Annotated in this window: 15 protein-coding genes; 10 read left to right on the top strand and 5 right to left on the bottom strand. The window is 45.8% G+C overall.

Features of this window, described 5'->3' with window-relative positions:
• Nucleotides 1-35: 35 nt before the first annotated feature.
• Together rnt and pyrC are read right to left on the bottom strand one after the other, a co-directional pair.
• On the bottom strand, nucleotides 36-707 hold the full coding sequence (gene rnt, locus IE104_RS03960; RefSeq protein ID WP_189416197.1) for a ribonuclease T: 672 nt from the start codon (nucleotides 705-707) through the stop codon (nucleotides 36-38).
• Between the two features lie 41 nt (nucleotides 708-748).
• A complete protein-coding gene (gene pyrC / locus IE104_RS03965) occupies nucleotides 749-1,801 on the bottom strand; it encodes a dihydroorotase (RefSeq protein WP_189416199.1) in 1,053 nt (350 codons plus the stop codon).
• A gap of 238 nt (nucleotides 1,802-2,039) precedes the next feature.
• On the opposite strand from pyrC, the gene IE104_RS03970 reads away from it, so the two are divergent.
• The 6 genes from IE104_RS03970 to lpxL all read left to right on the top strand — a co-directional run bounded on the left by IE104_RS03970 (nucleotide 2,040) and on the right by lpxL (nucleotide 8,420).
• Complete coding sequence (locus tag IE104_RS03970; RefSeq protein WP_189416200.1) at nucleotides 2,040-2,741, top strand: LiaI-LiaF-like domain-containing protein; 702 nt, start codon at nucleotides 2,040-2,042, stop codon at nucleotides 2,739-2,741.
• A gap of 39 nt (nucleotides 2,742-2,780) precedes the next feature.
• Entirely contained in the window at nucleotides 2,781-3,836 is a 1,056-nt protein-coding gene (locus IE104_RS03975) for a sensor histidine kinase (protein ID WP_189416202.1), read from the top strand.
• Nucleotides 3,837-3,906: 70 nt separating this feature from the next.
• Entirely contained in the window at nucleotides 3,907-4,632 is a 726-nt protein-coding gene (locus tag IE104_RS03980) for a LytR/AlgR family response regulator transcription factor (RefSeq protein ID WP_229837604.1), read from the top strand.
• 86 nt (nucleotides 4,633-4,718) lie between these two features.
• Nucleotides 4,719-5,792 carry a MotY family protein gene (locus tag IE104_RS03985; RefSeq protein WP_189416203.1) on the top strand — a complete coding sequence of 358 codons (1,074 nt, stop codon included), beginning with the start codon at nucleotides 4,719-4,721 and terminating at the stop codon, nucleotides 5,790-5,792.
• Nucleotides 5,793-5,990: 198 nt separating this feature from the next.
• Nucleotides 5,991-7,379: a Do family serine endopeptidase gene (locus IE104_RS03990; protein WP_189416205.1), complete on the top strand. Its 1,389-nt coding sequence runs from the start codon at nucleotides 5,991-5,993 to the stop codon at nucleotides 7,377-7,379.
• A gap of 123 nt (nucleotides 7,380-7,502) precedes the next feature.
• Nucleotides 7,503-8,420: an LpxL/LpxP family Kdo(2)-lipid IV(A) lauroyl/palmitoleoyl acyltransferase gene (gene lpxL / locus IE104_RS03995; RefSeq protein ID WP_189416206.1), complete on the top strand. Its 918-nt coding sequence runs from the start codon at nucleotides 7,503-7,505 to the stop codon at nucleotides 8,418-8,420.
• A 7-nt stretch (nucleotides 8,421-8,427) separates the two neighbouring features.
• Here the strand turns inward: lpxL and IE104_RS04000 are convergent, their stop codons facing one another.
• Both IE104_RS04000 and IE104_RS04005 read right to left on the bottom strand, forming a co-directional pair.
• Nucleotides 8,428-9,669 carry a CvpA family protein gene (locus IE104_RS04000; protein WP_189416208.1) on the bottom strand — a complete coding sequence of 414 codons (1,242 nt, stop codon included), beginning with the start codon at nucleotides 9,667-9,669 and terminating at the stop codon, nucleotides 8,428-8,430.
• Nucleotides 9,670-9,698: 29 nt separating this feature from the next.
• Entirely contained in the window at nucleotides 9,699-10,550 is an 852-nt protein-coding gene (locus tag IE104_RS04005; protein WP_189416209.1) for a 6-carboxytetrahydropterin synthase, read from the bottom strand.
• Between the two features lie 368 nt (nucleotides 10,551-10,918).
• Here IE104_RS04005 and IE104_RS04010 point away from each other — a divergent pair, with 368 nt between their 5' ends.
• The 4 genes from IE104_RS04010 to IE104_RS04025 are packed head-to-tail and all read left to right on the top strand — an operon-like array spanning nucleotide 10,919 to nucleotide 18,613.
• Nucleotides 10,919-11,395 (top strand): YfiR family protein, encoded by a 477-nt coding sequence (locus IE104_RS04010; protein WP_189416211.1) that lies wholly within the window; start codon nucleotides 10,919-10,921, stop codon nucleotides 11,393-11,395.
• Nucleotides 11,395-14,085, top strand: coding sequence for a response regulator (locus tag IE104_RS04015; protein ID WP_189416212.1), 2,691 nt, complete (start codon nucleotides 11,395-11,397; stop codon nucleotides 14,083-14,085). The genes IE104_RS04010 and IE104_RS04015 overlap by 1 nt, the downstream gene beginning before the upstream one ends.
• Nucleotides 14,082-16,532, top strand: a complete 2,451-nt coding sequence (locus IE104_RS04020; RefSeq protein WP_229837605.1) for an EAL domain-containing protein — start codon at nucleotides 14,082-14,084, stop codon at nucleotides 16,530-16,532. The genes IE104_RS04015 and IE104_RS04020 overlap by 4 nt, the downstream gene beginning before the upstream one ends.
• A 50-nt stretch (nucleotides 16,533-16,582) precedes the next feature.
• Nucleotides 16,583-18,613: a TonB-dependent receptor plug domain-containing protein gene (locus tag IE104_RS04025; protein ID WP_189416213.1), complete on the top strand. Its 2,031-nt coding sequence runs from the start codon at nucleotides 16,583-16,585 to the stop codon at nucleotides 18,611-18,613.
• 89 nt (nucleotides 18,614-18,702) lie between these two features.
• On the opposite strand, the gene metE is transcribed toward IE104_RS04025, so the two are convergent.
• Complete coding sequence (gene metE / locus IE104_RS04030) at nucleotides 18,703-21,126, bottom strand: 5-methyltetrahydropteroyltriglutamate--homocysteine S-methyltransferase (RefSeq protein WP_189416215.1); 2,424 nt, start codon at nucleotides 21,124-21,126, stop codon at nucleotides 18,703-18,705.
• Between the last annotated feature and the right edge of the window lie 137 nt (nucleotides 21,127-21,263).

Consider the following 21,263-nt stretch of genomic DNA (forward strand, 5'->3'; position numbering starts at 1 on the left):
GCGCTTTTTTTGTAGGTTTGGGGCTTAGTGTTTTGTTATTCCGCTTCCTCATCCTCTTCACAAATCGCAATCGGCCAGCCGCCAAATTCTTTCCATTTGTTCACGATAAAACAAAATAAATCGGCAGTTTTTTCTGCGTCGTAAGCGGCGGAATGCGCGGCGCTATTACTAAATTCCAGGCCCGCACAACGGCAAGCTTTTGCGAGTACGGTTTGGCCAAAAGCGAGACCAGAAAGTGTTGCGGTATCAAACACGCTGAAGGGATGGAACGGGTTGCGTTTGAGATCACAGCGTTCAACGGCTGCGTTCAAAAAATTTAAATCGAAGTGCGCGTTGTGGCCAACAACCACTGCACGGGTGCAGCCATTTTCTTTAACGGAGCGACGCACCGCTTGCATCATATCTGTTAGCGCCATCAACTCCGGCTCGGCCATGCGGTCGGGGCTATCTAAATCTATGCCTGTAAAATCCAGCGCAGCTTTTTCAATGTTGGCGCCTTCAAAGGGTTCAATATGAAACGCAAAAGTTTCATGGCGATGCAAAAGCCCCTCTTCATCAATCCGAACTGTGACTGCAGCTATTTCAAGCAAGGCATCGGTTTGTGAATTAAAGCCGCCGGTTTCGACATCAATAATCACAGGCAAAAAGCCGCGAAAACGCTGTGCAAGAGGCGACGATGGATCTTTTTGGTTTTCAGGTGGGTTCACTAGAGAGCCTTAATCGAGAGCTTTCAATTCAAAAAAATGACTTATGCCTTTTGCAGTTGCCAACGCAAGTTTTCACCCGCTCTTAGCGGTACCAAGGTTATATCTGCAAAAACCAGGGTTTCAGGGGCTTGCCATTGGGTCTTTACCAGGGTGATCTGATCAGCGTTGCGCGGCAGCTGGTAAAAGTCCGGCCCAAAGTGGCTGGCAAAACCTTCGAGCTTATCCAGTGCGCCTGCGTCTTCAAAGGCTTCCGCGTAGAGCTCAATGGCGGCATAGGCAGTGTAGCTGCCAGCACAACCGCAAGCGGCTTCTTTTTTGTCTTTCGCGTGTGGGGCCGAGTCAGTACCCAAAAAGAACTTGGGGCTACCGCTGGTAGCCGCTTTTATCAGTGCAGCCTGGTGGGTGTTGCGTTTGAGAATCGGCAGGCAGTAATAGTGCGGGCGAATCCCACCGGCGAGCATGTGGTTGCGATTGTAAAGCAAATGGTGTGCGGTAATAGTTGCTGCAACATTGGCAGGCGCAGCAGCAACAAACTCAGCGGAGTCGGCCGTTGTAATGTGTTCCAGTACCATTTTTAATTCGGGAAAGGTTTTAACCAAATTGCTGAATGTGCGATCAAGAAACACTTTTTCACGGTCAAAAATGTCAATTGAAGAATCCGTAACCTCGCCATGCAGCAAAAACGGCATTCCCGCTTTTTGCATAGCCTCCAGCACTGGGTAGACTTTAGTTAAATCTGTAACGCCTGATGCAGAATTGGTGGTCGCGCCCGCAGGGTAGAGTTTAACTGCGGTAACGCCAGCAGCCTTAGCTTTCGCGATTTCCGCCGGGTCCGTGCTGTCAGTCAGGTAAAGCACCATGAGGGGTTCAAACTTGTTACCGGCGGGGCGAGCCGCCTTTATGCGCGCTTGGTAGGCGAGCGCTTGCTCGGTATTCATTACCGGCGGCACCAGGTTAGGCATAACGATCGCGCGGGCGAATTGCTCGGCGGCATCGCTAACTGTGCGGCTCAGGGCAGCGCCATCGCGTAGGTGAATATGCCAGTCATCTGGGCGGGTAATAGTGATTTGTTGCGGCGCGGGGGACTGCGACATGAGCGGCTTTCTCTTCAAATTCAAAAACTTGCCGCATCTTACCAAAATTAGCCTTGGGGCACAGCTAGAAGTTCTCTTGCTGTGGCTCCAAGCGCTGTTTACCGAGTTTATTCGTCAGTCGCCGAATAATGCGCGACAACTGGCGAGCCCTGTCTTAAGGTGGCTCCATTGCAACTTGACTTGCAATAGTAAGCAGGTTGCCAACACACACACACATTTACTTTCCCTGAGGCTAATCATGAGTCATCAACAATTAAATCAACGGATTATTTTGGGCGGATTTATTATCGCTCTGGGCATTTTAGCACTCGTCGATAGACTAGGTATTTTCAGTATCGGAAGCATATTTCAATTTTGGCCAACCGTTTTTGTAGTCGTTGGGTTGTTAAAAATTGCGGCGTCCAAAAGCCGTTCGAGTATTGCCACCGGGAGCATTTTTATTGCCATAGGTGTGGTGATGCAGTTGAACAATCTCGGGATTATCCATTTCAGTTGGCACGACTGGTGGCCGGTGATTCTAATTGGTGTGGGGATTTCCATCATATTTAAGGATCATTCGCGCTCTAAGGATTCGTCAAAAACAATTTTAAGTGATGAAGAGCTTAAAAATACCAATTCTGTGCTTGATATCACCGCCATCATGGGCGGCAACGAAACCGTTAATAATTCGCCAGATTTTAAAGGTGGTGAATTAACGGCGATTATGGGCGGTGTTGAATTAGATTTGCGTGGCGCTTCCATTCAATCTGAAGCAGTGCTCAACCTGTGGGCCACCTGGGGTGGAATTGCGTTAAAAATTCCCGCTGATTGGGTTGTGGTCAACCGCTGTACAGCAATTATGGGCGGCATTGAAGATAAAAGTTTTGCATCGCCCGCAACAGCCAAGCGCTTGATTATTACGGGTACCGTGATTATGGGCGGTGTCGAAATAAAAAATTAACAGGGACGATTCAATAAACAAAACCAAAGTTGAATTGCTATGTACCCAATATTATTTCAATTACGTTATTTGCCCTGGTACCTGTGTGCTTGGGCAATTGCCGGAGTCGCGCTGGCCTGGATTTTAGTCATTACCCAAGGCACAAATTGGAACGCGGCATTATTATTTTCAGTACCGGCCTTGTTGGTATACGGGTTTATGGCGACCTCGGCTTATTATATTTGTCGTTCATTGCCCTTGGCGAATCGTACTGCGCAGCGCGTCATATTTTCATTTTCCAGCGCGTCGCTGTTGTCAGCTTTCGTATGGTTATGCCTGTGCCTTCTGTTTAATAATCTGGTAATTGCAATAGGTCTACAGGGTTTAGGTATTGCGATGACACCGCAATTAATTGCGGTATTGTTTAGCGTTGCTTGTCTTGCGTATTTAGTTTCGTTGTTAACGCATGATGTACTCATCGCCTTTGAAAATATCCGCGACGCAGAGCTTAAACGATCAGCCGCACAAGTGTTGGCGCGCGATGCGGAGCTGCAAGTACTGCGTAGCCAGATTAACCCGCATTTTTTATTCAATAGCCTGAACTCTATCAGTGCGCTTACAGCAATCGATGCAAGCGCAGCGCGTGCAATGATTATTGAGTTGGGCAGTTTTTTTAGAAAGTCGTTGGCATTGTCTTCAAATACGTACATTGCTTTAAGCGAAGAGTTGGCTCTGTGTGAGCATTATCTTGCGATAGAAAAAATTCGTTTTGATAATCGCCTGACGACAGATATTGCTATTGAGCCTGAATCACTTTCAGCAAAAGTTCCACCGATGTTTTTGCAGCCTTTGGTCGAGAACGCCATCAAGCACGGTATTTGTAATTTAAGCGAAGGCGGTGTGGTATCCATTATGAGCGCGGTGCATGAAACCTGGTTGTATATGACGATTAGCAACCCGATTGACAGTCAGCCCTCCTCAGCGGCAGGTACAGGTACCGGGCTTAAAAATCTTAAAGCACGTTTGGAAAATTTGTACGGCGACAGGGTGCGCATGACCTGGCAAAAAAACCAGACAAGCTTTCGTGTGGAAATTATTATTCCACTAGATTTTTAAGCACTTTAGAAATGGTCACTGAATAAATGAGTTTTGATAAGCAGAAAAATTCACAAGGAATTTTATCGTTATGACCTTGCAATTGTTAATCGTAGATGACGAACCACTTGCGCGCCGATTGACGCGTGAATATTTGGCAAAGCATAGCGATATAAATATTATTGGTGAATGTGCCAACGGCGAAGATGCGGTAGAGGCAATTCTTAAACTCGAACCGGATTTGATTCTGTTAGATATTCACATGCCGCGCTTAAGCGGTTTGGAAGTTTTGGAAATTACCGGCCGTAGCAATGGTGTGATTTTTACCACCGCCTATGACCAGTACGCACTCAAGGCATTTGATTTGCACGCGGTGGATTATTTGCTTAAACCTTTTTCGCAAGAGCGCTTTGATGAAGCGATTGCGCGCGCAAAAACATTGCAGGGAGTGCAGCACACCAATATTCCAGTGTTAATTGCCGAGACCAGGTTGGAGCGCATAGTAGTGCGTGATCGCGGTCAGGTGCAGATTATTCCGCTGGCTGATATTGATTATATTGAGGCCCAGGACGATTACATTAACATTTGCTGGCAGGGAAAGTCCGTCCTCAAAACCCAGAGTTTGTCGTCATTGGAAGCACAATTAAATAGTCAGGAATTTGTGCGCATCCACCGTTCGTTCATAGTCAGGTTGTCAGCCATTAAAGGATTGGAGCGAATCAGTAAAGATGCTCAAGTGGCGGTTTTGCATAATGGAACCAAATTGCCAGTGAGCCGTACCGGGTATGAGCGCATCAAGCTTCACTTCGTTAATTAAATAGGCGAGTGGGCAGAAGCTTCAGGCAGGTTTGGCTATACTCAAGCCGGGTTCGTTTTTCAGTTAATACTTTTTGGGTTTATGACATGTGGGTTAGTGCGCGTTATGGGGTTATTGCCGGGCTTTTGGTTGCACATGGGGCGAGCGCGCAAATGTATACGGCCGATATGACGTCGTCAGAGTGGAAGCTCGCATCCAATCCTTTCTCTTGCAGTTTGACCCATACAATTCCCGTTTTTGGTAAAGCCATTTTTTCGCGCAAAGCTGGCGGAGCAGAAGCGTTTTATCTGGAATCCCAAGGTAAGGTTGTGTTTCCGGGGAGCGTTGCCGGTGCTGAAACCCTGCCGCCGCAATGGCGAAATGATCTTGTTCCTGTGCCTTTGGGGGCTTTTAAGGTTGAGGCGGGTAATCAGCCCATCAAGTTAACAACAGCACAGATTGCACCTGTTGTTGCACAGTTAACTGCGGGGGTGAATGTTATGTATTCATCCCAGCCAGTAGTAAGCGCATCTTCCAGCTCGTCGATTATGCGGGTGGTCTTGAATGCAAAAAATTTTGCAGCGGGCTTCAAAAGTTATCAGCAATGCATAGCGGATCTTATTCCCTACAGCTTTGCGCAAGTGGCGAGAACTTCTATTAATTACGCGGAAAAACCAGAGGGCTTAACGGCAGCTCAAAAGGCAGAGTTGGGCAAGGTCGCGCGTTATATCAAAGCTGATCCGAATGTGGTTGGTGTGTTTGTGGATGGCCACAGTGATAACTCTGGAGCACCTGAAGCAAACGAAGCCTTATCCAAACAGGAAGCTGAATGGGTAGCGGCTTATTTGACGGAACAAGGTGTTGCAGCAACGAAAATTACCACCCGTTGGCATGGCGACAAGTTTGTTATTGCCGATAATAAAACCGCAGCCGGGCGCGCGCAAAACCGGCGCGTGACTGTGCGCCTGGAAGATGAAGCTGCACACAAAGAATTCATGAAAAAGGAAGAAGAGAAGCGCAAGGCCGATGAGAAAGCCAGCGCCGAAAAAGCAGCCGCTGAAAGTAAAATGGCTGCAACAAGCGCGGCTGCCAGTAGCAGCGCTTCAAGTAAAGCGAGAATGACCCCCGAAGAAATTAGCCGCATGGTGGAACGCTACGATTTAAAAAATCCCAAACGTTAAGCTGAACTTTTCCTGAATATTTACTTCCATCTTTTCCCTATCTAGCGGCGACCAGAATCTTTTTTTATAATCGCCGCGCGGCGCTAAAATTTTCCTGTGTCGCGGAATTTTTTCAAATCGCTTAGGTCTTATTCCCCGAGTTACAGGTTCCGGCATTGTCCTGAGAACCCTGCGGATATTGTCTTAACAGAGGTTATTATGAAGAAATTTTTGTTGCGTACAGCAAGTTTGTTTTTGTTGTCAGTCAGCTTGGTGGTTGCTTCAGTTGAAGCTGCGCCCCTGCCAGATTTTAGCGAGTTAATTGAAAAAGCATCGCCAGCTGTGGTGAAAATTACAGCAGTAACTAAGGCAAAACAAACTCGCCAACTCCGCCAAATGCCCAATAATCAAATGCAGGATATTCCAGAAATATTCCGTGAGTTGTTGGAGCAACGCCAAATTCCGCAAAGGGAACATGGCTCTTTAGGTTCAGGCTTTATTATTTCAACTGATGGTTATGTGCTCACCAATAATCACGTGGTGAGTGAAGCCGATGAAATTAAAGTTATCCTCAGTGATGAGCGCGAGTTTGATGCAAAACTTATAGGTACTGATGATCGCACCGATATAGCTTTGTTAAAAATTGATGCTAAAAATCTGCCGCAATTAAGTTTGGCCAAAAATGAAAAACTAAAAGTAGGGCAATGGGTTGTCGCCATTGGTTCACCTTTTGGTTTGGATTATTCTGCGAGTGCGGGCATCGTAAGTGCTATCGGCCGCAACATTCCGTCTGATCGCGGTTATGTGCAATTTATTCAAACCGACGTAGCCATCAACCCCGGTAATTCTGGCGGCCCCTTGTTCAATATGGATGGTGAAGTTGTAGGCATTAACTCGCAAATTTATACACCGTCCGGCGGCTCTGTAGGATTGTCTTTTGCAATTCCGTCATCAGTTGCGATTGATGTGGTGAGCCAATTGAAAGATAAGGGCCGTGTAGAGCGCGGTTGGCTCGGTGTAGTAATTGGCAGCGTGGATAAAGATCTGGCGAGCGCATATGGTTTGGATAAAGCGCAAGGCGCAATTGTTTCTGAGGTTGCGCCTAAAGGCCCCGCTGAAAAAGCAGGCGTTAAAGTGGGCGACCTGATCGTGAAATTTAACGGTCAGGATGTTCACAGCCAAGCCGATTTGCCGCGTATCGTGGGTCAACTTGCGCCAGGTACCAAAGTGACCTTTGATGTTATCCGCAAAGGCAAACGCGAAACCTTGACTGGTGTGTTGGAGAAGTTAAAAGACGGCTCCGGTGAAACGGAAAAACCAAGTCTTTCCAACGAGCCCAAAACCACCAAAACAGACGCCTTAGGTTTAACTGTTGCGCCAGCAGGAGGCGCTGAAAAAGGCGTTCAGGTGTTGAGCGTACAGGAAGATAGCGCTGCACAACGTGCAGGTTTACAGCGGGGCGATGTGATTACCCAACTGGATTTCGTCGAGCTGGATTCAGTTGCCACTTACACCAGAGTAGTTGGCACAATTCCAAAAAATACCGCTAAAGCAATTCGCTTTGTTCGCAGCGGCACACCGACTTTCCGTTCCATTACGATTAAATAAGTGGGACTAAAATCGCCATTAAAAGGCCAGAGCCAAAACTCTGGCCTTTTTCGTTTATAGCCCAACAACTATCTGCGAATTCTCAGGCTATAATGGCCACCGTCTTAGTTGAACTTGATTATTATGCAGCCACCTGTTTTTACTCGCGCTTTACTTGCACCACGCTACTGGCCTGCCTGGTTTGGTGTGGCGGTTTGGTTTCTGTTGGCGCAGCTTCCCTATCGCATTCAGTTTTATTTGCCGCACTTGTTAATTCCCTATCTCAAACGCAACAAAAAACGTTTGAACCAAGCGCAAACTAATTTGCGTTTATGTTTTCCTGAATTGAGCGATAAAGAGCGTGAAGATCTGCTTTACGAAACGCTTTATTCAACGGCTATGGCGATTTTTGAAACAGGTATCGCCTGGTTCTGGCCTAAATGGCGCTTGCGTCGTTTATTTAGTATTAGCGGTGTTGAACATGTTGAAGCAGCATTAAAAGATGGGCAGGGCGCTTTGTTGTTAAGTATGCATTTCACTACGCTTGATATAGGTAGCGCAATGCTAGGGCTGTACGTGAATTACGATGGTATGTACCGCCCACACCGCAATAAAGTTTACGATTATATGCAGAAAGTTCGCCGCGAAGCTTATGCGCCGGGCGGCACCGCTTTTAGTCGCGATAATGTGCGCGGAATGATTAGCCGTTTGCGTCAGGGCCGTATGATTTGGTATGCGCCAGATCGCGATTTGGGTGAAAAAATCAGCGTGTTTGTTCCTTTCTTTGGTGTACAAACGGCAACTGTAACAGCGACTGCGCAATTTGCTCGTTTGGGGCGCGCGAAAATAATTCCGTTTACGCAAAAACGCTTACCTAACGGCAAAGGTTATGAATTAATTATTCATCCACCCTTTGAAAATTATCCGACCGGTGACGAATATGAGGATGCCTTACGCGTAAGTAAATTTATGGAAGATGAAATCCGTAAAATTCCTGGCCAGTATTTTTGGGCGCAGCCGCGTTTCAAAACTCGCCCTGAAGGTGAGCCTCGCTTGTATTAAATCTTTTTCAATTTTTGATGGGCTTGTCGGAAAAATGGACTTTCCCATCTGCATCTGTCCAGCGATAAAGTTTTTGTTCCGGAGCTTTATCGGTGTTCCCTTCCGCTGGATCTTCACTATTCGTTGTGCTGGTTTGTTTAACGCCATCAGTAATGTCTTCCACAACATAATGCGTGTTTGCAACAGGTGTTGGTGGCGGTAAGTTTTTAGTGGGGCGTTCAAGTGGTGCGGGATTTGAATCACTGCTAAAAATAATTTCCGAAAGTTCGCGCATTTTCGGGTTCATCAAGAGCGGCAATTTGTTCGGTGAATTTAGTTGCGCTTGAAAAGCTTCGTCGCTCACTATGTTCAACACGCGGGGATCATTCTTCAAGGTTTCAACTTTTTGCCATGCCTGAATCATTTTTTCCGCAGCGGCTTGTTGGGAATCTGCATCATTGCCGTCTTCCGATGCAATAATGGCCTGCATGTCGGGGTTTTGCATTAACGCTCGAAAATCGTTATTTTTCATCAGCGAGGCGGTATCGCCTTTGTTTAGTTCTGCCTGAAATTCGGGGTTGTTCATTAGCTCCCTGAAGTCGCCATTGTTTGTCATGTTTTGTACATGATTAAGCATGGCTTGTGGATCTTGCGTTAACGTTTTTGTGAGTTGGGTGGTGGCTTTGTCTGAGGTTATTACACTAACTGCGGTAGAGGCTGCGGTGCTCACTAATTTTTTCGCGGTGATGTCGATAAGAGTATCTTTGATGCTTTTTGTTGGTGCATCTTCCGCAACAACATATTTTTTAATGCTCTCGGCTTCTGCATCGGAAACTGATTTTTCCGAAGGCGCTTCTGCATTGGCGTTTGCGAATGTTTGGGTGTGTGGTTTGGAAATATCTATGAGGTAGACCGCCACTAAACCTATAACACTGCCAAAAATAATACCGAAAGCAGTACCGCCAATTTTTGAGCCGGTTTCCGTAAATTTATTATCAGGTACTAAACGGGCAAGGCTGTTTAATAACAACGTTACCAGCAAACTTGCCACTAAAAAAATGGTACAACCTGCAACTAAAAAAAGGATTAAACCATCCAGCCCGGTAAAAGCACGCAAAATATTGGCGAAAGGTTTGGTAAAGAAAATAGCGGCGGGGTAGGCAATTATGAAGCTCATTACTTTCGTAATGGCACCTACAAATCCCTTTTGGTAACCGCGCCAGGTAAAAAAAGCCAAAATGACTAAAAATACAATGGTGGTTATGCTCATAAATGCATCCGTTTTATTTATTGGTTTTGTTAAAACTCAGCAATCGCGCCTTTATTAATACCTTCAAAAGCTTTTACGCGAATAACAGAGTTGGGTCGCTCGGTTTTTGTTGCAAGGGCAAAGTGTTGGGCTATCAATTCCACAGTGCTGTCGGTATCAATTAAATAGCAGCAGCTTTGCGGAATAGTAAGTTCAAATGGCCCTTGTTGGGAAACGTAAGCAAAATGATAGTAGGGTCTACCGCCATGTACAGGCGCTGATTGAATATCGGCGCGGGTGCCTATATAAATGTCGCGCCAGCGCTCCGCCCAGGAGTGTTCAAGCTCTGCAGACTTAACACCATTTTCCCAAATATCTATACGTGATCTGTGCCCGTGCGCAATGCGCTGGCAATTGCCTAAATGCTTTTTCAAGCCGTGACTGTAATGGTAGCTGGCACCGCTAATATCTTCTTGCGTAAAGTTCAATTCCAGCTTGGCAACTGATTCTGGAAAAAGGCTTTTTAATTGGGTTATACACCAGTCAGCTATGGATTCCGGGGTGAGTATCTCCGCATCAACCAGGGCAATCGCATCGCGTGGTGAGCGGGTTTTCAGAAACTGATCTGCAGCGCCGAATTGCCAGCGAATATCCAGGAAATCACCCTCATCGACAATGGTGATATTGGGCGAGCGAACGGGTACTGCCAGGCGATGGTCCAGCTCGGTATCCAACCAATGGCGCACTATTTTCTTTACTGTACCAAAGTCGCAAACCATTCCCTGCTCATCCAGCTCACCTTGTAGCCCGATATTGGCCAGATAGGTCTCGCCGAGCAGGCCACGTTCCGGGTCCAGAAAACTGAAATCTACATTCGTGAGGTTGTCGACAAAAAGCAGCATGGCAATATTCGCGGGGCAATGAAACGGGCGGCCATAATACCATTGATGGGGCAGTTTTGCGTTCCCGGGCAGCTATTGCCTGCTAGCCCGTGTAATAACAAATATGGGAAATCTGGTCTATTCTCTTGTTTATAGAGCCGTTTATGAATCGTTTATAGAGTTGGCAGGATTTTCTTGCCAGTTGGGCTCAATATTTAAACGCAATTCCTGAAAATGAGTTGTAAACAATAACAAGGAGGCGTGTTAAGACACGCTGAATAGTACCTGGCTAGGAGTAGTTGGTTCTGAAACGGGTCATTCTGGGCTGCATATTAGGACTTTGGTCTTGGTCAGTTGCTGGAGGAGCTTCCAATGAGGCATCCCTTCGGGTGGCTTTCGTCTATAAATTCATGAAGTTTATTGAGTGGCCGGATCAAACCTCCAATCCCTCCTTACGTCTTTGCGCCCTGGGTGCTACGGGCGATGCCAGAGAAGCTCTCAAACCTCTCAACGGTCAACAACTATCAACCCAGGTGGTTGATGGCAAACCTGTGGTCAAGCAAGTCATTGAACTTGTTTACTTCGACGATCCCACTACCGCATTACAGCAGCTTAAAAGCTGCCAGATGATTTATCGCCCTGCCTTCGGAACCCCTATAGCAGTGCCTTCACCTTTGCCCGCAGGCGTGCTTCTGGTGGCAGATGATCCACACCCTTCGGAAGCGAACGTAGCTATAGCTCTTATCCGCAACCACGAAGGTCGCATCGAGTTTTCCATTTCCCTGACCGCAGCAAACCAGGCGGGAGTCAGTATTAGCAGCCAGCTATTGAAATTGGCCAAAAATAGTCGCGGAGGCCGAGAATAATGGTCAGGCATGCAACCCTTACACGCAAAATTAGTCAGCTCACTATGTTTGTATCAGCCATGGCGGTGCTGATTGCTGGCATGGTGGGTGTTTGGCAGCAATATGCATCTGTTAATAAACAAATAGATACACAGCTGACGATTTTGGCCCAGGCGACGGCGTTTAACCTGGCTTCACCCAGTATGTTTAATAATGATAAAGAAGCGACTGACGCGCTCAACGTGTTGCAAGTTGACCCGGAAGTTGTCTCCGCCCGTTTGATTTTGCCGAACCAGCAAGTTCTGGCTGAGTACTATCGCAAGGGAGCCATCGTACAAAATATTGATAAGCAAATTTCTGTTGATGTGCGTTGGAAAGATGAAGTGGTTGGAAAACTTTTTTTGGATGTGGATTTGTCGGCGCCGCGCGTACAGTTTTATCGCCAAATAGGGTTGGCATTGCTAACGGCTTTAATTGCATTGGCCATTGCCGGTTTATTTGCAAATCGGTTTACGCGAATTCTTATGCGGCCCTTACGCCAGCTGAGTGAATTGGCGCAATCCGTTGGCGAAAAAGGCGATTACAGCATGCGTGCAGAAAACACCGAAACACGCGATGAAGTTGGCCTGCTTACACGCCGCTTTAATGGCATGTTGGACCGCATAGAAACCCAAGATAGCGAGCTGCGCAAGCAGCAAGAAATGTTAGAACACAGAGTGGAAGAGCGCACGCTGCAATTGCGTCAGGAAACTCAACGCGCAGAAGCAGCGAGTCGTGCAAAAAGTGAATTTTTAGCGGTGATGAGCCACGAGATTCGCACACCACTCAATGGCATTTTGGGCATGACCAATATGCTAATCGATAGCCCGCTCGACGCAAAACAAAAACGTTTTGCACGCGTAGCGCGAAGTTCGGGCGAGGATTTGCTAGCAATTATTAATGACATTCTGGATTTTTCCAAAATTGAAGCAGGACGTTTGGATTTAGAGCCGCGCCCATTCCACTTAAATAGTTTGTTGGAAGATCTTGCTGAACGTTACGCACCTATCGCGCAAGGTAAAGGCTTGGAGTTGTTGTGTAACACGCCCATTCCACCACTTTCAGTTGAAGGCGATTCAGCGCGTCTTGCGCAAGTGCTCACCAATTTACTCAGCAACGCCATTAAATTTACCGCACACGGTGAAGTTATGCTCGCTGTTGATCGACTGGAAGAAACGCACGATCAAGTGACTTTGCATTTCTCTGTAAGAGATACAGGCATAGGTATCACAGAAGAGCAGCAAGCAAAATTATTTACGGCCTTTACCCAAGCCGACACCTCTATGACTCGCAAATACGGCGGCACAGGTTTAGGGCTCGCCATTTCACAGCGTCTCATTAAATTAATGGACAGCGAAATTTTAATTGAAAGTGAATTTGGAAAAGGCTCTCACTTTCATTTCTCACTTGTGTTGCCGAAAGTGAGCGATTTGCGCAGTTATAAATTAGTCCAGGGTTTTGAAAAGTTGCGCATCTTGGTAGTTGACGACAATCAAACCAATCGTGAAATTTTAGAATATTGGCTCAACTCATGGGGCGCAAAACCGGTGATGGCTGAATCAGGGCCACAAGCGCTTGCGCTCTTACAAGAGGCAGCAGATGCGAATCGGCCATTTGAGTTGTTATTAACAGATTGGATGATGCCAGATATGGATGGTGGCGAATTAATTGCTGCTATCTCTGAAGATAAACGCTTGAGCGGTTTATCAACGGTGGTATTAAGTTCAGCGGGCATGGCTGCCAGCCCGGAGCTCGCGCGAAAAGTCGTTTACTTGTTAAAACCTGTGCGGCAATCAGAATTGCACAATCTTATCGCCAGCGTGCTCATTGGTGATCACCTAAAAAATAATCTCAGTGATGCGCCTGCACTTACAGCTGAAGCGGCGATAGGTGAAAACTGGCTGCCCAAACTCAACGGCAGAATTTTGCTTACAGAAGATAATCTTGTTAACCAGGAAGTTGCTATGGCCATGCTGCAACGCTTGGGGTTGAGCGCAAAAATCGCCAGCAACGGTTTGGATGCGGTTAAATCTCTTGAACAAGAATCTTTTGATTTAGTCTTGATGGATTGTCACATGCCGATTATGGATGGCTTTGAGTCCACGCAAAAAATTCGCGAGCGCGAAATGAGTTTGTCTTTACCAAAAATGCCGATCATTGCATTAACCGCCAATGCAATATTAGGTGATAGAGAAAATTGTATCGCTAAGGGCATGGATGATTATTTAAGTAAACCCTTCACAATCGAGCAGCTGCATAAAATATTGGCGCAGTGGTTACCCAAGCGGGAACAGGACGAGGAATCTGCCCATGCAAAACCGCTGGCCGCTGAAATTGATAGAAAAGTGCTTGCGCAATTGAAAAGCTTGAAGCCCGGGCTTTTGACGCGCGTCATTGATCTTTATTTAGAATCCAGCCCCAAATTATTATTGGATATGGATCAAGCGCTGACGCAACAAGATACGACCAACCTTTATAAAATTGCGCACAGCTTAAAAAATAGTTCGGCAAATTTGGGTATTACTAATTTGACCAATTTATGTCGCGAACTGGAGGTTAATGGCCGTGAAGGAAATTTGAGTGTTGCTACGTCTTTGGTCGCAGACATCAAACGTCTTTATGCTGCCGCTGAAACAGCGCTTCTTACTATTAAAACCGAGGAGGCGGTGTGAATAGATTGAACGCTAAGCCCACAGTTTTAGTTGTGGACGATGACGAAGCTGCACGTCTGATGATGGCCGCTACGCTGGAACAAGCAGATTTCAGTGTGGTGACAGCAGCGGATTGTGCAGAGGCGAGACAGGTTTTTGAACAAAACCACGTAGATATTATTTTATTAGATGTGCTTTTGCCTGATGGCGATGGTTTTACGTTGTGCGCAGAGTTTTTAAAACATCCGCGTGGGCGCGATTTGCCTATCGCCATGGTAACGGGGCTGGACGATGTTGAATCTATTGCCCTGGGTTACCAGAGTGGCGCTACAGATTTCATTACCAAGCCGGTGAGTTGGGGCACACTGCCTTATCGCATCCAATATATTTTGCGTGCAAGCAATGCTTTTTTAGACTTGAGCTTAAGTGAAAGTAAAACTCGCGCTTTGTTATCTGCCATTCCCGATATCATTATGCGTGTTCAGCGCGATGGAAAAGTTCTGGACATGCAAGTCGGTTCCTATGTGTACGACATGGGCGAGTGGCTTACTCATGAAACTGGTGACTTGTTTGGATATTTACCCAAAGGAATTTTCAATTCAGTAGAAGCTGTTATCGACAGCGCATTTGCAAATAATGAAATGCAGTTGATTGAATTCCAATGGTCGCAAGATCCCTCGCGTATACGCTACTGGGAAGCCCGGGTGTTACCGCGCGGAAGCAATGAAGTGCTCATGGTCGTGCGCGAAATCACCAATCGCAAAAAGCAGGACAATCAATTGCGGCTCTGGGCAAAAGTATTTGAAGGCTCCAATGAAGCCATCATGATTACTGATGCGGACTTGCATATTATTTCTGTGAATCGCGCTTACGAAAATATTATGGGCTTTACCGAAGCAGAAGTTCTTGGGGTGGATACCATAGCAGAGGGCGCGCGTTTACATACGCATAGTTTCTTTAGAAATTTGGTCAGCATTTTACGTGAACAGGGTTACTGGCAGGGCGAGTTATTTAATCAGCGTAAAAATGGCGAAACCTTTCCGTCCTGGTATTCCATTAGTCTTGTTTCAAATGCGCAGGGAAAACCTGAAAATTACATTGCTATTTTTAACGATATTACGGAATTTAAAAATTCCCGCGCACAAATTGAGTTTCTGGCTCATCACGACAATCTAACCGGCCTTCCCAATCGTGTGTTATTGAATGACCGTTTGGATATGGCGATTAATACTGCAAAACGTCTGGATGAAAAAGTGGGCGTGCTGTTTATTGATCTCGATCGTTTTAAAAATGTCAACGATTCACTCGGGCACACGGTTGGCGATCAATTATTAAAAGAAGCAGCCAAGCGTTTAAGCTCAACTATTCGCACCGGCGACACAGTATCGCGTTTGGGTGGTGATGAATTCGTCGTACTTTTTCCCAAGATAAAAGATGAAACAAGTCTTGCTGATCTCACGATTAAACTGCGGGATGTTTTGCAGCATCCTTACAATCTTGGCGATATTAGTTTGCACATAACACCCAGTATCGGCATTGCTGTTTATCCCGATGACGGTGAAAACGTTAATAGCCTTATAAAAAATGCGGATGCGGCAATGTATCTTGCAAAAGAAAAAGGCCGTAATAATTATCAGTTTTATACACCGCTTTTAAATGCGCGGACGCTTGATAGATTAAAACTTGAAAGCGATTTGCGCCTGGCCTTGGAACATGGCGGCTTTGAAGTTCATTACCAGCCACAACTTATTTCCAAAACAGGGAGTTTGTGGGGGGCGGAAGCTTTAGTACGTTGGCGCCATCCAGAACGCGGATTAATTTCTCCGGTTGATTTTATTCCGCTAGCAGAAGAAACAGGCTTAATTATTCCCCTTGGCGATTGGGTTTTTGCGCAAGCGGCGCGGCAAGTCACTGCGTGGCGCAAGCAGGGAATGCCCAACCTGGTTGTAGCGGTCAATATTTCAGTGGTGCAATTTCGCAAAGACGATTTTATACAGCGTATTGAGGCAATTTTAAAGGAAGAGGGCGCTGTATCGTCTTCGATTGAATTGGAATTGACAGAAAGTATTTTGATGCACGATATGGAATCGTCAATTCAGACGTTGAATTATTTGCGCGGTCAAGGTTTCCGCATTGCTATCGACGATTTTGGTACGGGCTATTCAAGTTTGAATTATCTGCGTCGGTTACCTGTAAACGTTTTAAAAATTGACCAATCATTTGTGCGTGAAATGTTAGTTGAACAGGCATCGCTCGCAATTGTGGAGTCCATTATTTCGCTGGCGCATTCGCTAGGCAAAGAAACTATTGCTGAAGGTGTGGAGACAAAAGCTGAGCTTGATGTTTTAACTGATCGCGGTTGCCGCTTGATGCAAGGTTATTACTTTTCAAAACCTTTACCCGCGCCCCAGTTTGAAGCCTGGGTTAAGGCGCGTGAGAATCATAGCCTGGCTATGCAGCGCTATTGAATTAACATCTTTCATCGCTATCAGGTAACTGGTACATAAACAGGAAAAATATGCTGAAACTTCGTACGCAAATTCACAAGCTCATACTCGCAGTTTCTGCGAGTTGCGCTTGCGTTTGTGCGCGGGGAGATGAGGGCAATTATTTAACCATGGAGTTAGACCAGCTTTTGCAAGTTCCTGTTACGGGTTCTACCTTGCGCGATGAATCCTTAAAAACGGTGCCCGCAGCAGTCACAATTTTTACTCATGATCAATTGGAAAAGCTTGGGCAGGACTATCTTTATGAGTTACTAAACCTGGTGCCGGGTTATCAATCTACCCGCGCAGCTGACCATGGGGCTAATTACACATTCAGCTCTCGCGGACGCCGTAATAGCGCACAAGCCCGTGAAATTTTGGTGGTCATGGATGGTCGCATTTTGGCAAATCCACGCACAGGATCGGTAGATGTATCCTTACCGCTAATTCCGCTTGAGCAAATTGAACGAATTGAAATTATTCGCGGCCCTGGTTCTGCTATTTACGGTTCAAGTGCATTTACCGGTGTAATCAATATAGTGACTCGAAAAGGGCAAAATGCTGTCAAAGTTGAAGTCGGTAACGATCAGCGCAAAGGTGTAAGCCTTATGCTATCCAAGCCAGTAAATGACTGGACGACTAATCTCTTTGCGCGTGCTTATGAAGACTCTGGTCAAATTTATAATGTGCCGGATTCGTTCACTAGGCAGCCAACCACAATTGAAGACCCACGCAAAACTTTTGATTTGGATCTTGCGTTAGGCAAAGATGAAACTCAGTTACGTGTGGCATACCACCGTTTCACTGCAGACGATTTTTATTCACTTGAAAATAATCAAAGTAATTTTAACGGCATAACCGTATGGTTAAAACAAATTAGTCTTGAACAAGGCATTCATTTTGTTGATGGCGTTACCACACAGATTTATGCAGGTTATTTGGCCAACTCCCAATCATTTAACGTGGCCACAATGGGTGCTGGTAGTTTGGCCGCAATCAGTAACCCTTCCAGCGACGCTCCGCTTTTGACACAAGCAACGCTCGCGGGTGAGAGCTATAACTTGCGGCTTACCAATACTTGGGACATAGGAAAAAATGCTGATGCTTTGCTGGGCGTTGAATGGAAGCATGAAGCAGAAATTGATGCTTACGTGCATGACAATTTTGATTCGGGCCAGTTAGCGCAGAAGCAATTCCCCATAAATTATTACGGCAACTTTGATCATGTTACCCAGATTGGTACGGAAGAATCATACAATGTTGTTGGTATTTATGGTCAATATCATCGCACCTTTGGAGAGAACACAAATTTAACCTTGGGTGCGCGTTACGATGATTATGATAATTTAGGTGGCCATGTTAGCCCAAGGTTTGGATTGGTTCATCAGCTCTCTAAATCACAAACGATCAAGTTGCTTTACGGTGAAGCTTATCGTGCGCCGTCTTTGGGTGAAACTGGCATTCTTAATAATTCAGTTGTGGTTGGAAATCCCGATCTTGATTTTGAAATGGTAAAGGCCTGGGATTTAGTTTGGATGGGAACCTGGGGTAATGCCATCATGAGTGTGGCTGGGTTCCGCAATAATTACAAAGATGCAATTGTTGCCGGGCTCAAAGGTGCCGTGCGTACTTTTGTAAATGCGGGCAACGAATCCAGCAGCGGAATTACTCTTGGCGCAAAATATTTTATAACGCTCGATTGGTCTGTGCGTGCAACTTATACGGATTTTTTAACCTTGCCTCCAACTGCTTTCCGTGAGGCAAGCCAGTTGGCGTCGGTAGAATCTAATTACGCTTACGGCGCCTGGAATTGGAATTTACTGACATATCACCGAAGTGCTCGTTATACTCTGGGTCCAAACAATAGTAGAAATCAGTTAGATGATTATTGGGTATTCAATTCGAAATTACGCTACAAATTTAAAGCCGGCTATAGCTTGAGCTTACAAGCTAAAAATCTCACAGATTTGGATTACTTTTCTCCTGCACAAAGTATTCGTTTGCCACAAGGTGTTCCTAATCGTGGACGTGAGTTGAGCCTTATTTTGGAATCTGCGTTTTAATATAAATCAGTAAATCTCCATTCGAAGATTTACTGATTCTTTTTAATCCATTATCTGATTCGTTCTAATTCCCTATTCATTTCATTAGTCTAAGCATCTGCCAACTCTTTCACAGATGCATCTGTTTGGTTCTTATCCACTTGATCGCGTAATATTTTGGCGGCTTCAACCATACGTACCAAAGCGGCTTCTGTTTCGGGCCAGCGACGGGTTTTCAAGCCGCAATCCGGGTTAACCCACAAGCGCTCAACAGGAATTTTACGTGTAGCACGTTTCAACAAATTCACCATGTTTTGCACATCTGGAATATTAGGTGAATGAATATCATAAACGCCGGGGCCTATATCATTCGGGTAATTAAAGCTTTCAAATGCTTGTAGTAATTCCCCATCAGAACGAGAGGTTTCAATTGTTATGACATCTGCATCCAAATCGGCAATTGCTTTGATAATGTCGTTGAACTCTGAATAGCACATGTGTGTATGAATTTGTGTTTCATTTTTTACACCGCTTGCGCTTATACGAAACGCAAATACCGCCCAATCCAAATATTCTGCGCGATCTTTATTTCGTAAAGGTAAGCCTTCGCGAATTGCAGGCTCGTCAATTTGAATAACCTTGATGCCGGCTTTTTCTAAATCTATTACTTCATCGCGCAGGGCTAGCGCAATTTGCAATGCAGTAGTTGCACGCGGTTGATCATCGCGTACAAAGGACCAGAACAACATGGTGATTGGGCCCGTTAACATTCCTTTAACCGGTTTGTTACTGAGCGACTGGGCATAGCGAGCCCATTCAACAGTAATGGGACCCTGACGCGAGACATCACCATAAATAATGGGTGGTTTAACACAGCGTGACCCGTAGCTTTGCACCCAACCGTATTGTGTAAACGCGTAGCCGTTCAATTGCTCGCTAAAATACTCCACCATGTCGTTGCGTTCGGCTTCCCCGTGAACTAACACATCCAAGCCAATTTTTTCCTGCCTCACAATACATGCTGCAATTTCTGAGCGAATTTTTTGTTCATACTCCTGCGCATTTATGTCACCTTGTTTAAATTCCTTACGCGTTTGGCGAATAAAATCTGTTTGTGGGAAAGAACCAATTGTTGTCGTAGGAAATAAAGGCAACTTCAAAATAGCTTGCTGCTGTTGAATGCGCTGGGCAAAAATGGATTGACGTTGTGCATCTTCGGGCTGAACAGCTTCTAATCGCGCTTGCACTGTTTGGTTGTGGATTTTGGGCGACAAAGACCTTGCCAGTACTGCGTTATTGCTCAAGGTTAATTCTTGTTGTGCAGTGATATCAGACGGGTTTATTAATAATTTTTTTAATGTGGTAACTTCGTGCACTTTTTGTTTTGCAAATGCGAGCCAGCTTTTAATGTCAGCATCCAGTTTGAGTTCACGATTCAAATCTACAGGTGAATGCAATAGCGAGCAGGACGGTGCAATCCACAAGCGATCACCTAAACGCGTGTGAGCCGTATGCAACAAGTTTAATGATTTCTGTAAATCGTTGCGCCATATATTGCGGCCATCAACAATGCCCACTGATAAGATTTTGTGAGCAGCCAATCGATCAACCAATGTTAATACTTGCTCTGGTGCGCGCACTGCATCTATATGCAAGCCTGCAACGGGCAGATTTATTGCGGTGGAAAGGTTTTCTCCCAAAGCACCAAAATAGCTGGCGACAAGAATTTTTATTTGTGGGTGTTTAATGGTGTGGTAGACACGCTCAAATGCTTGCTGCCATTTTGCGGGCAAATCCAGCACGAGTATGGGTTCATCTATTTGCACCCATTCCGCACCTGTATCTGCTAATGCTTGCAACAGTTGTTTGTAAGCAGGCAGTAAATTTTCGAGCAAATCGAAGCGATCAAAATTTTCTGATTTTTCTTTACCAAGCCATAGATAACTTAGTGGCCCTAAAATTACCGGCTTGACTGAGTAACCCTTGGCAATGGCTTCGGCAGTTTCGTCAATAATTTGCGTCCAGCTGAGTTTGAATTCCTGATTGGGATGAAACTCGGGCACCAGATAGTGGTAGTTGGTATCAAACCATTTAGTCATATCTGACGCGCTGCTTGCGGCACCACTCGGCGCACGACCACGGGCGACACGGAAGAGCGTATCTAAATCTATATCCGCACAAGCCTCAATAGTGGCTTGTGCGTGAGATGTGCTGTGCGCAGCGCAACAACCTTCATGAATGGGGTGGTCACTATTAACCAGAATATGGCTCTTGCGATGGCGCAAGGGAATGTTGCCCAAGGTTGCAGACAAGGTAAGCACTTGGTCGTACCAGGCAAAATCTCCGGTGGGGATTAGGTCCAGGCCGGCGTCAGCCTGTAGTTGCCAATGGCGCAGGCGCAATTCGCGGCCGGTAGCTTCCAGGTCATTTTGGGTGATATCCCCGCGCCAGTAGGCCTCCAAGGCTTTTTTTAGTTCGCGGTCTGCGCCTATGCGGGGAAACCCGAGGTTGTGGGTAGTGAGAGTTTGGGTCATTTGAAAAATACCTTTGTATTCCATCGTTGAGTGAATTCTTAAGTGAATCCATTCTTCCTCAAGCATTAATATGAATCAAACTGGTAATTTTCAGTTTAAACATGAATTTTTTTAATGATATGATTTGCCTAGTTCTT

The organism is Cellvibrio zantedeschiae, from assembly GCF_014652535.1.
Taxonomy (GTDB): domain Bacteria; phylum Pseudomonadota; class Gammaproteobacteria; order Pseudomonadales; family Cellvibrionaceae; genus Cellvibrio; species Cellvibrio zantedeschiae.

Coding starts and splice junctions, on each gene's coding strand:
- IE104_RS03985 (WP_189416203.1), top strand. CDS start 4,719: ATGTGGGTTAGTGCGCGTTATGGGGTTATTGCCGGGCTTTTGGTTGCA.
- metE (WP_189416215.1), bottom strand. CDS start 21,126: ATGACCCAAACTCTCACTACCCACAACCTCGGGTTTCCCCGCATAGGC.
- IE104_RS03980 (WP_229837604.1), top strand. CDS start 3,907: ATGACCTTGCAATTGTTAATCGTAGATGACGAACCACTTGCGCGCCGA.
- IE104_RS04025 (WP_189416213.1), top strand. CDS start 16,583: ATGCTGAAACTTCGTACGCAAATTCACAAGCTCATACTCGCAGTTTCT.
- pyrC (WP_189416199.1), bottom strand. CDS start 1,801: ATGTCGCAGTCCCCCGCGCCGCAACAAATCACTATTACCCGCCCAGAT.
- IE104_RS04005 (WP_189416209.1), bottom strand. CDS start 10,550: ATGCTGCTTTTTGTCGACAACCTCACGAATGTAGATTTCAGTTTTCTG.
- IE104_RS04000 (WP_189416208.1), bottom strand. CDS start 9,669: ATGAGCATAACCACCATTGTATTTTTAGTCATTTTGGCTTTTTTTACC.
- IE104_RS03990 (WP_189416205.1), top strand. CDS start 5,991: ATGAAGAAATTTTTGTTGCGTACAGCAAGTTTGTTTTTGTTGTCAGTC.
- lpxL (WP_189416206.1), top strand. CDS start 7,503: ATGCAGCCACCTGTTTTTACTCGCGCTTTACTTGCACCACGCTACTGG.
- IE104_RS04015 (WP_189416212.1), top strand. CDS start 11,395: ATGGTCAGGCATGCAACCCTTACACGCAAAATTAGTCAGCTCACTATG.
- IE104_RS03975 (WP_189416202.1), top strand. CDS start 2,781: ATGTACCCAATATTATTTCAATTACGTTATTTGCCCTGGTACCTGTGT.
- IE104_RS03970 (WP_189416200.1), top strand. CDS start 2,040: ATGAGTCATCAACAATTAAATCAACGGATTATTTTGGGCGGATTTATT.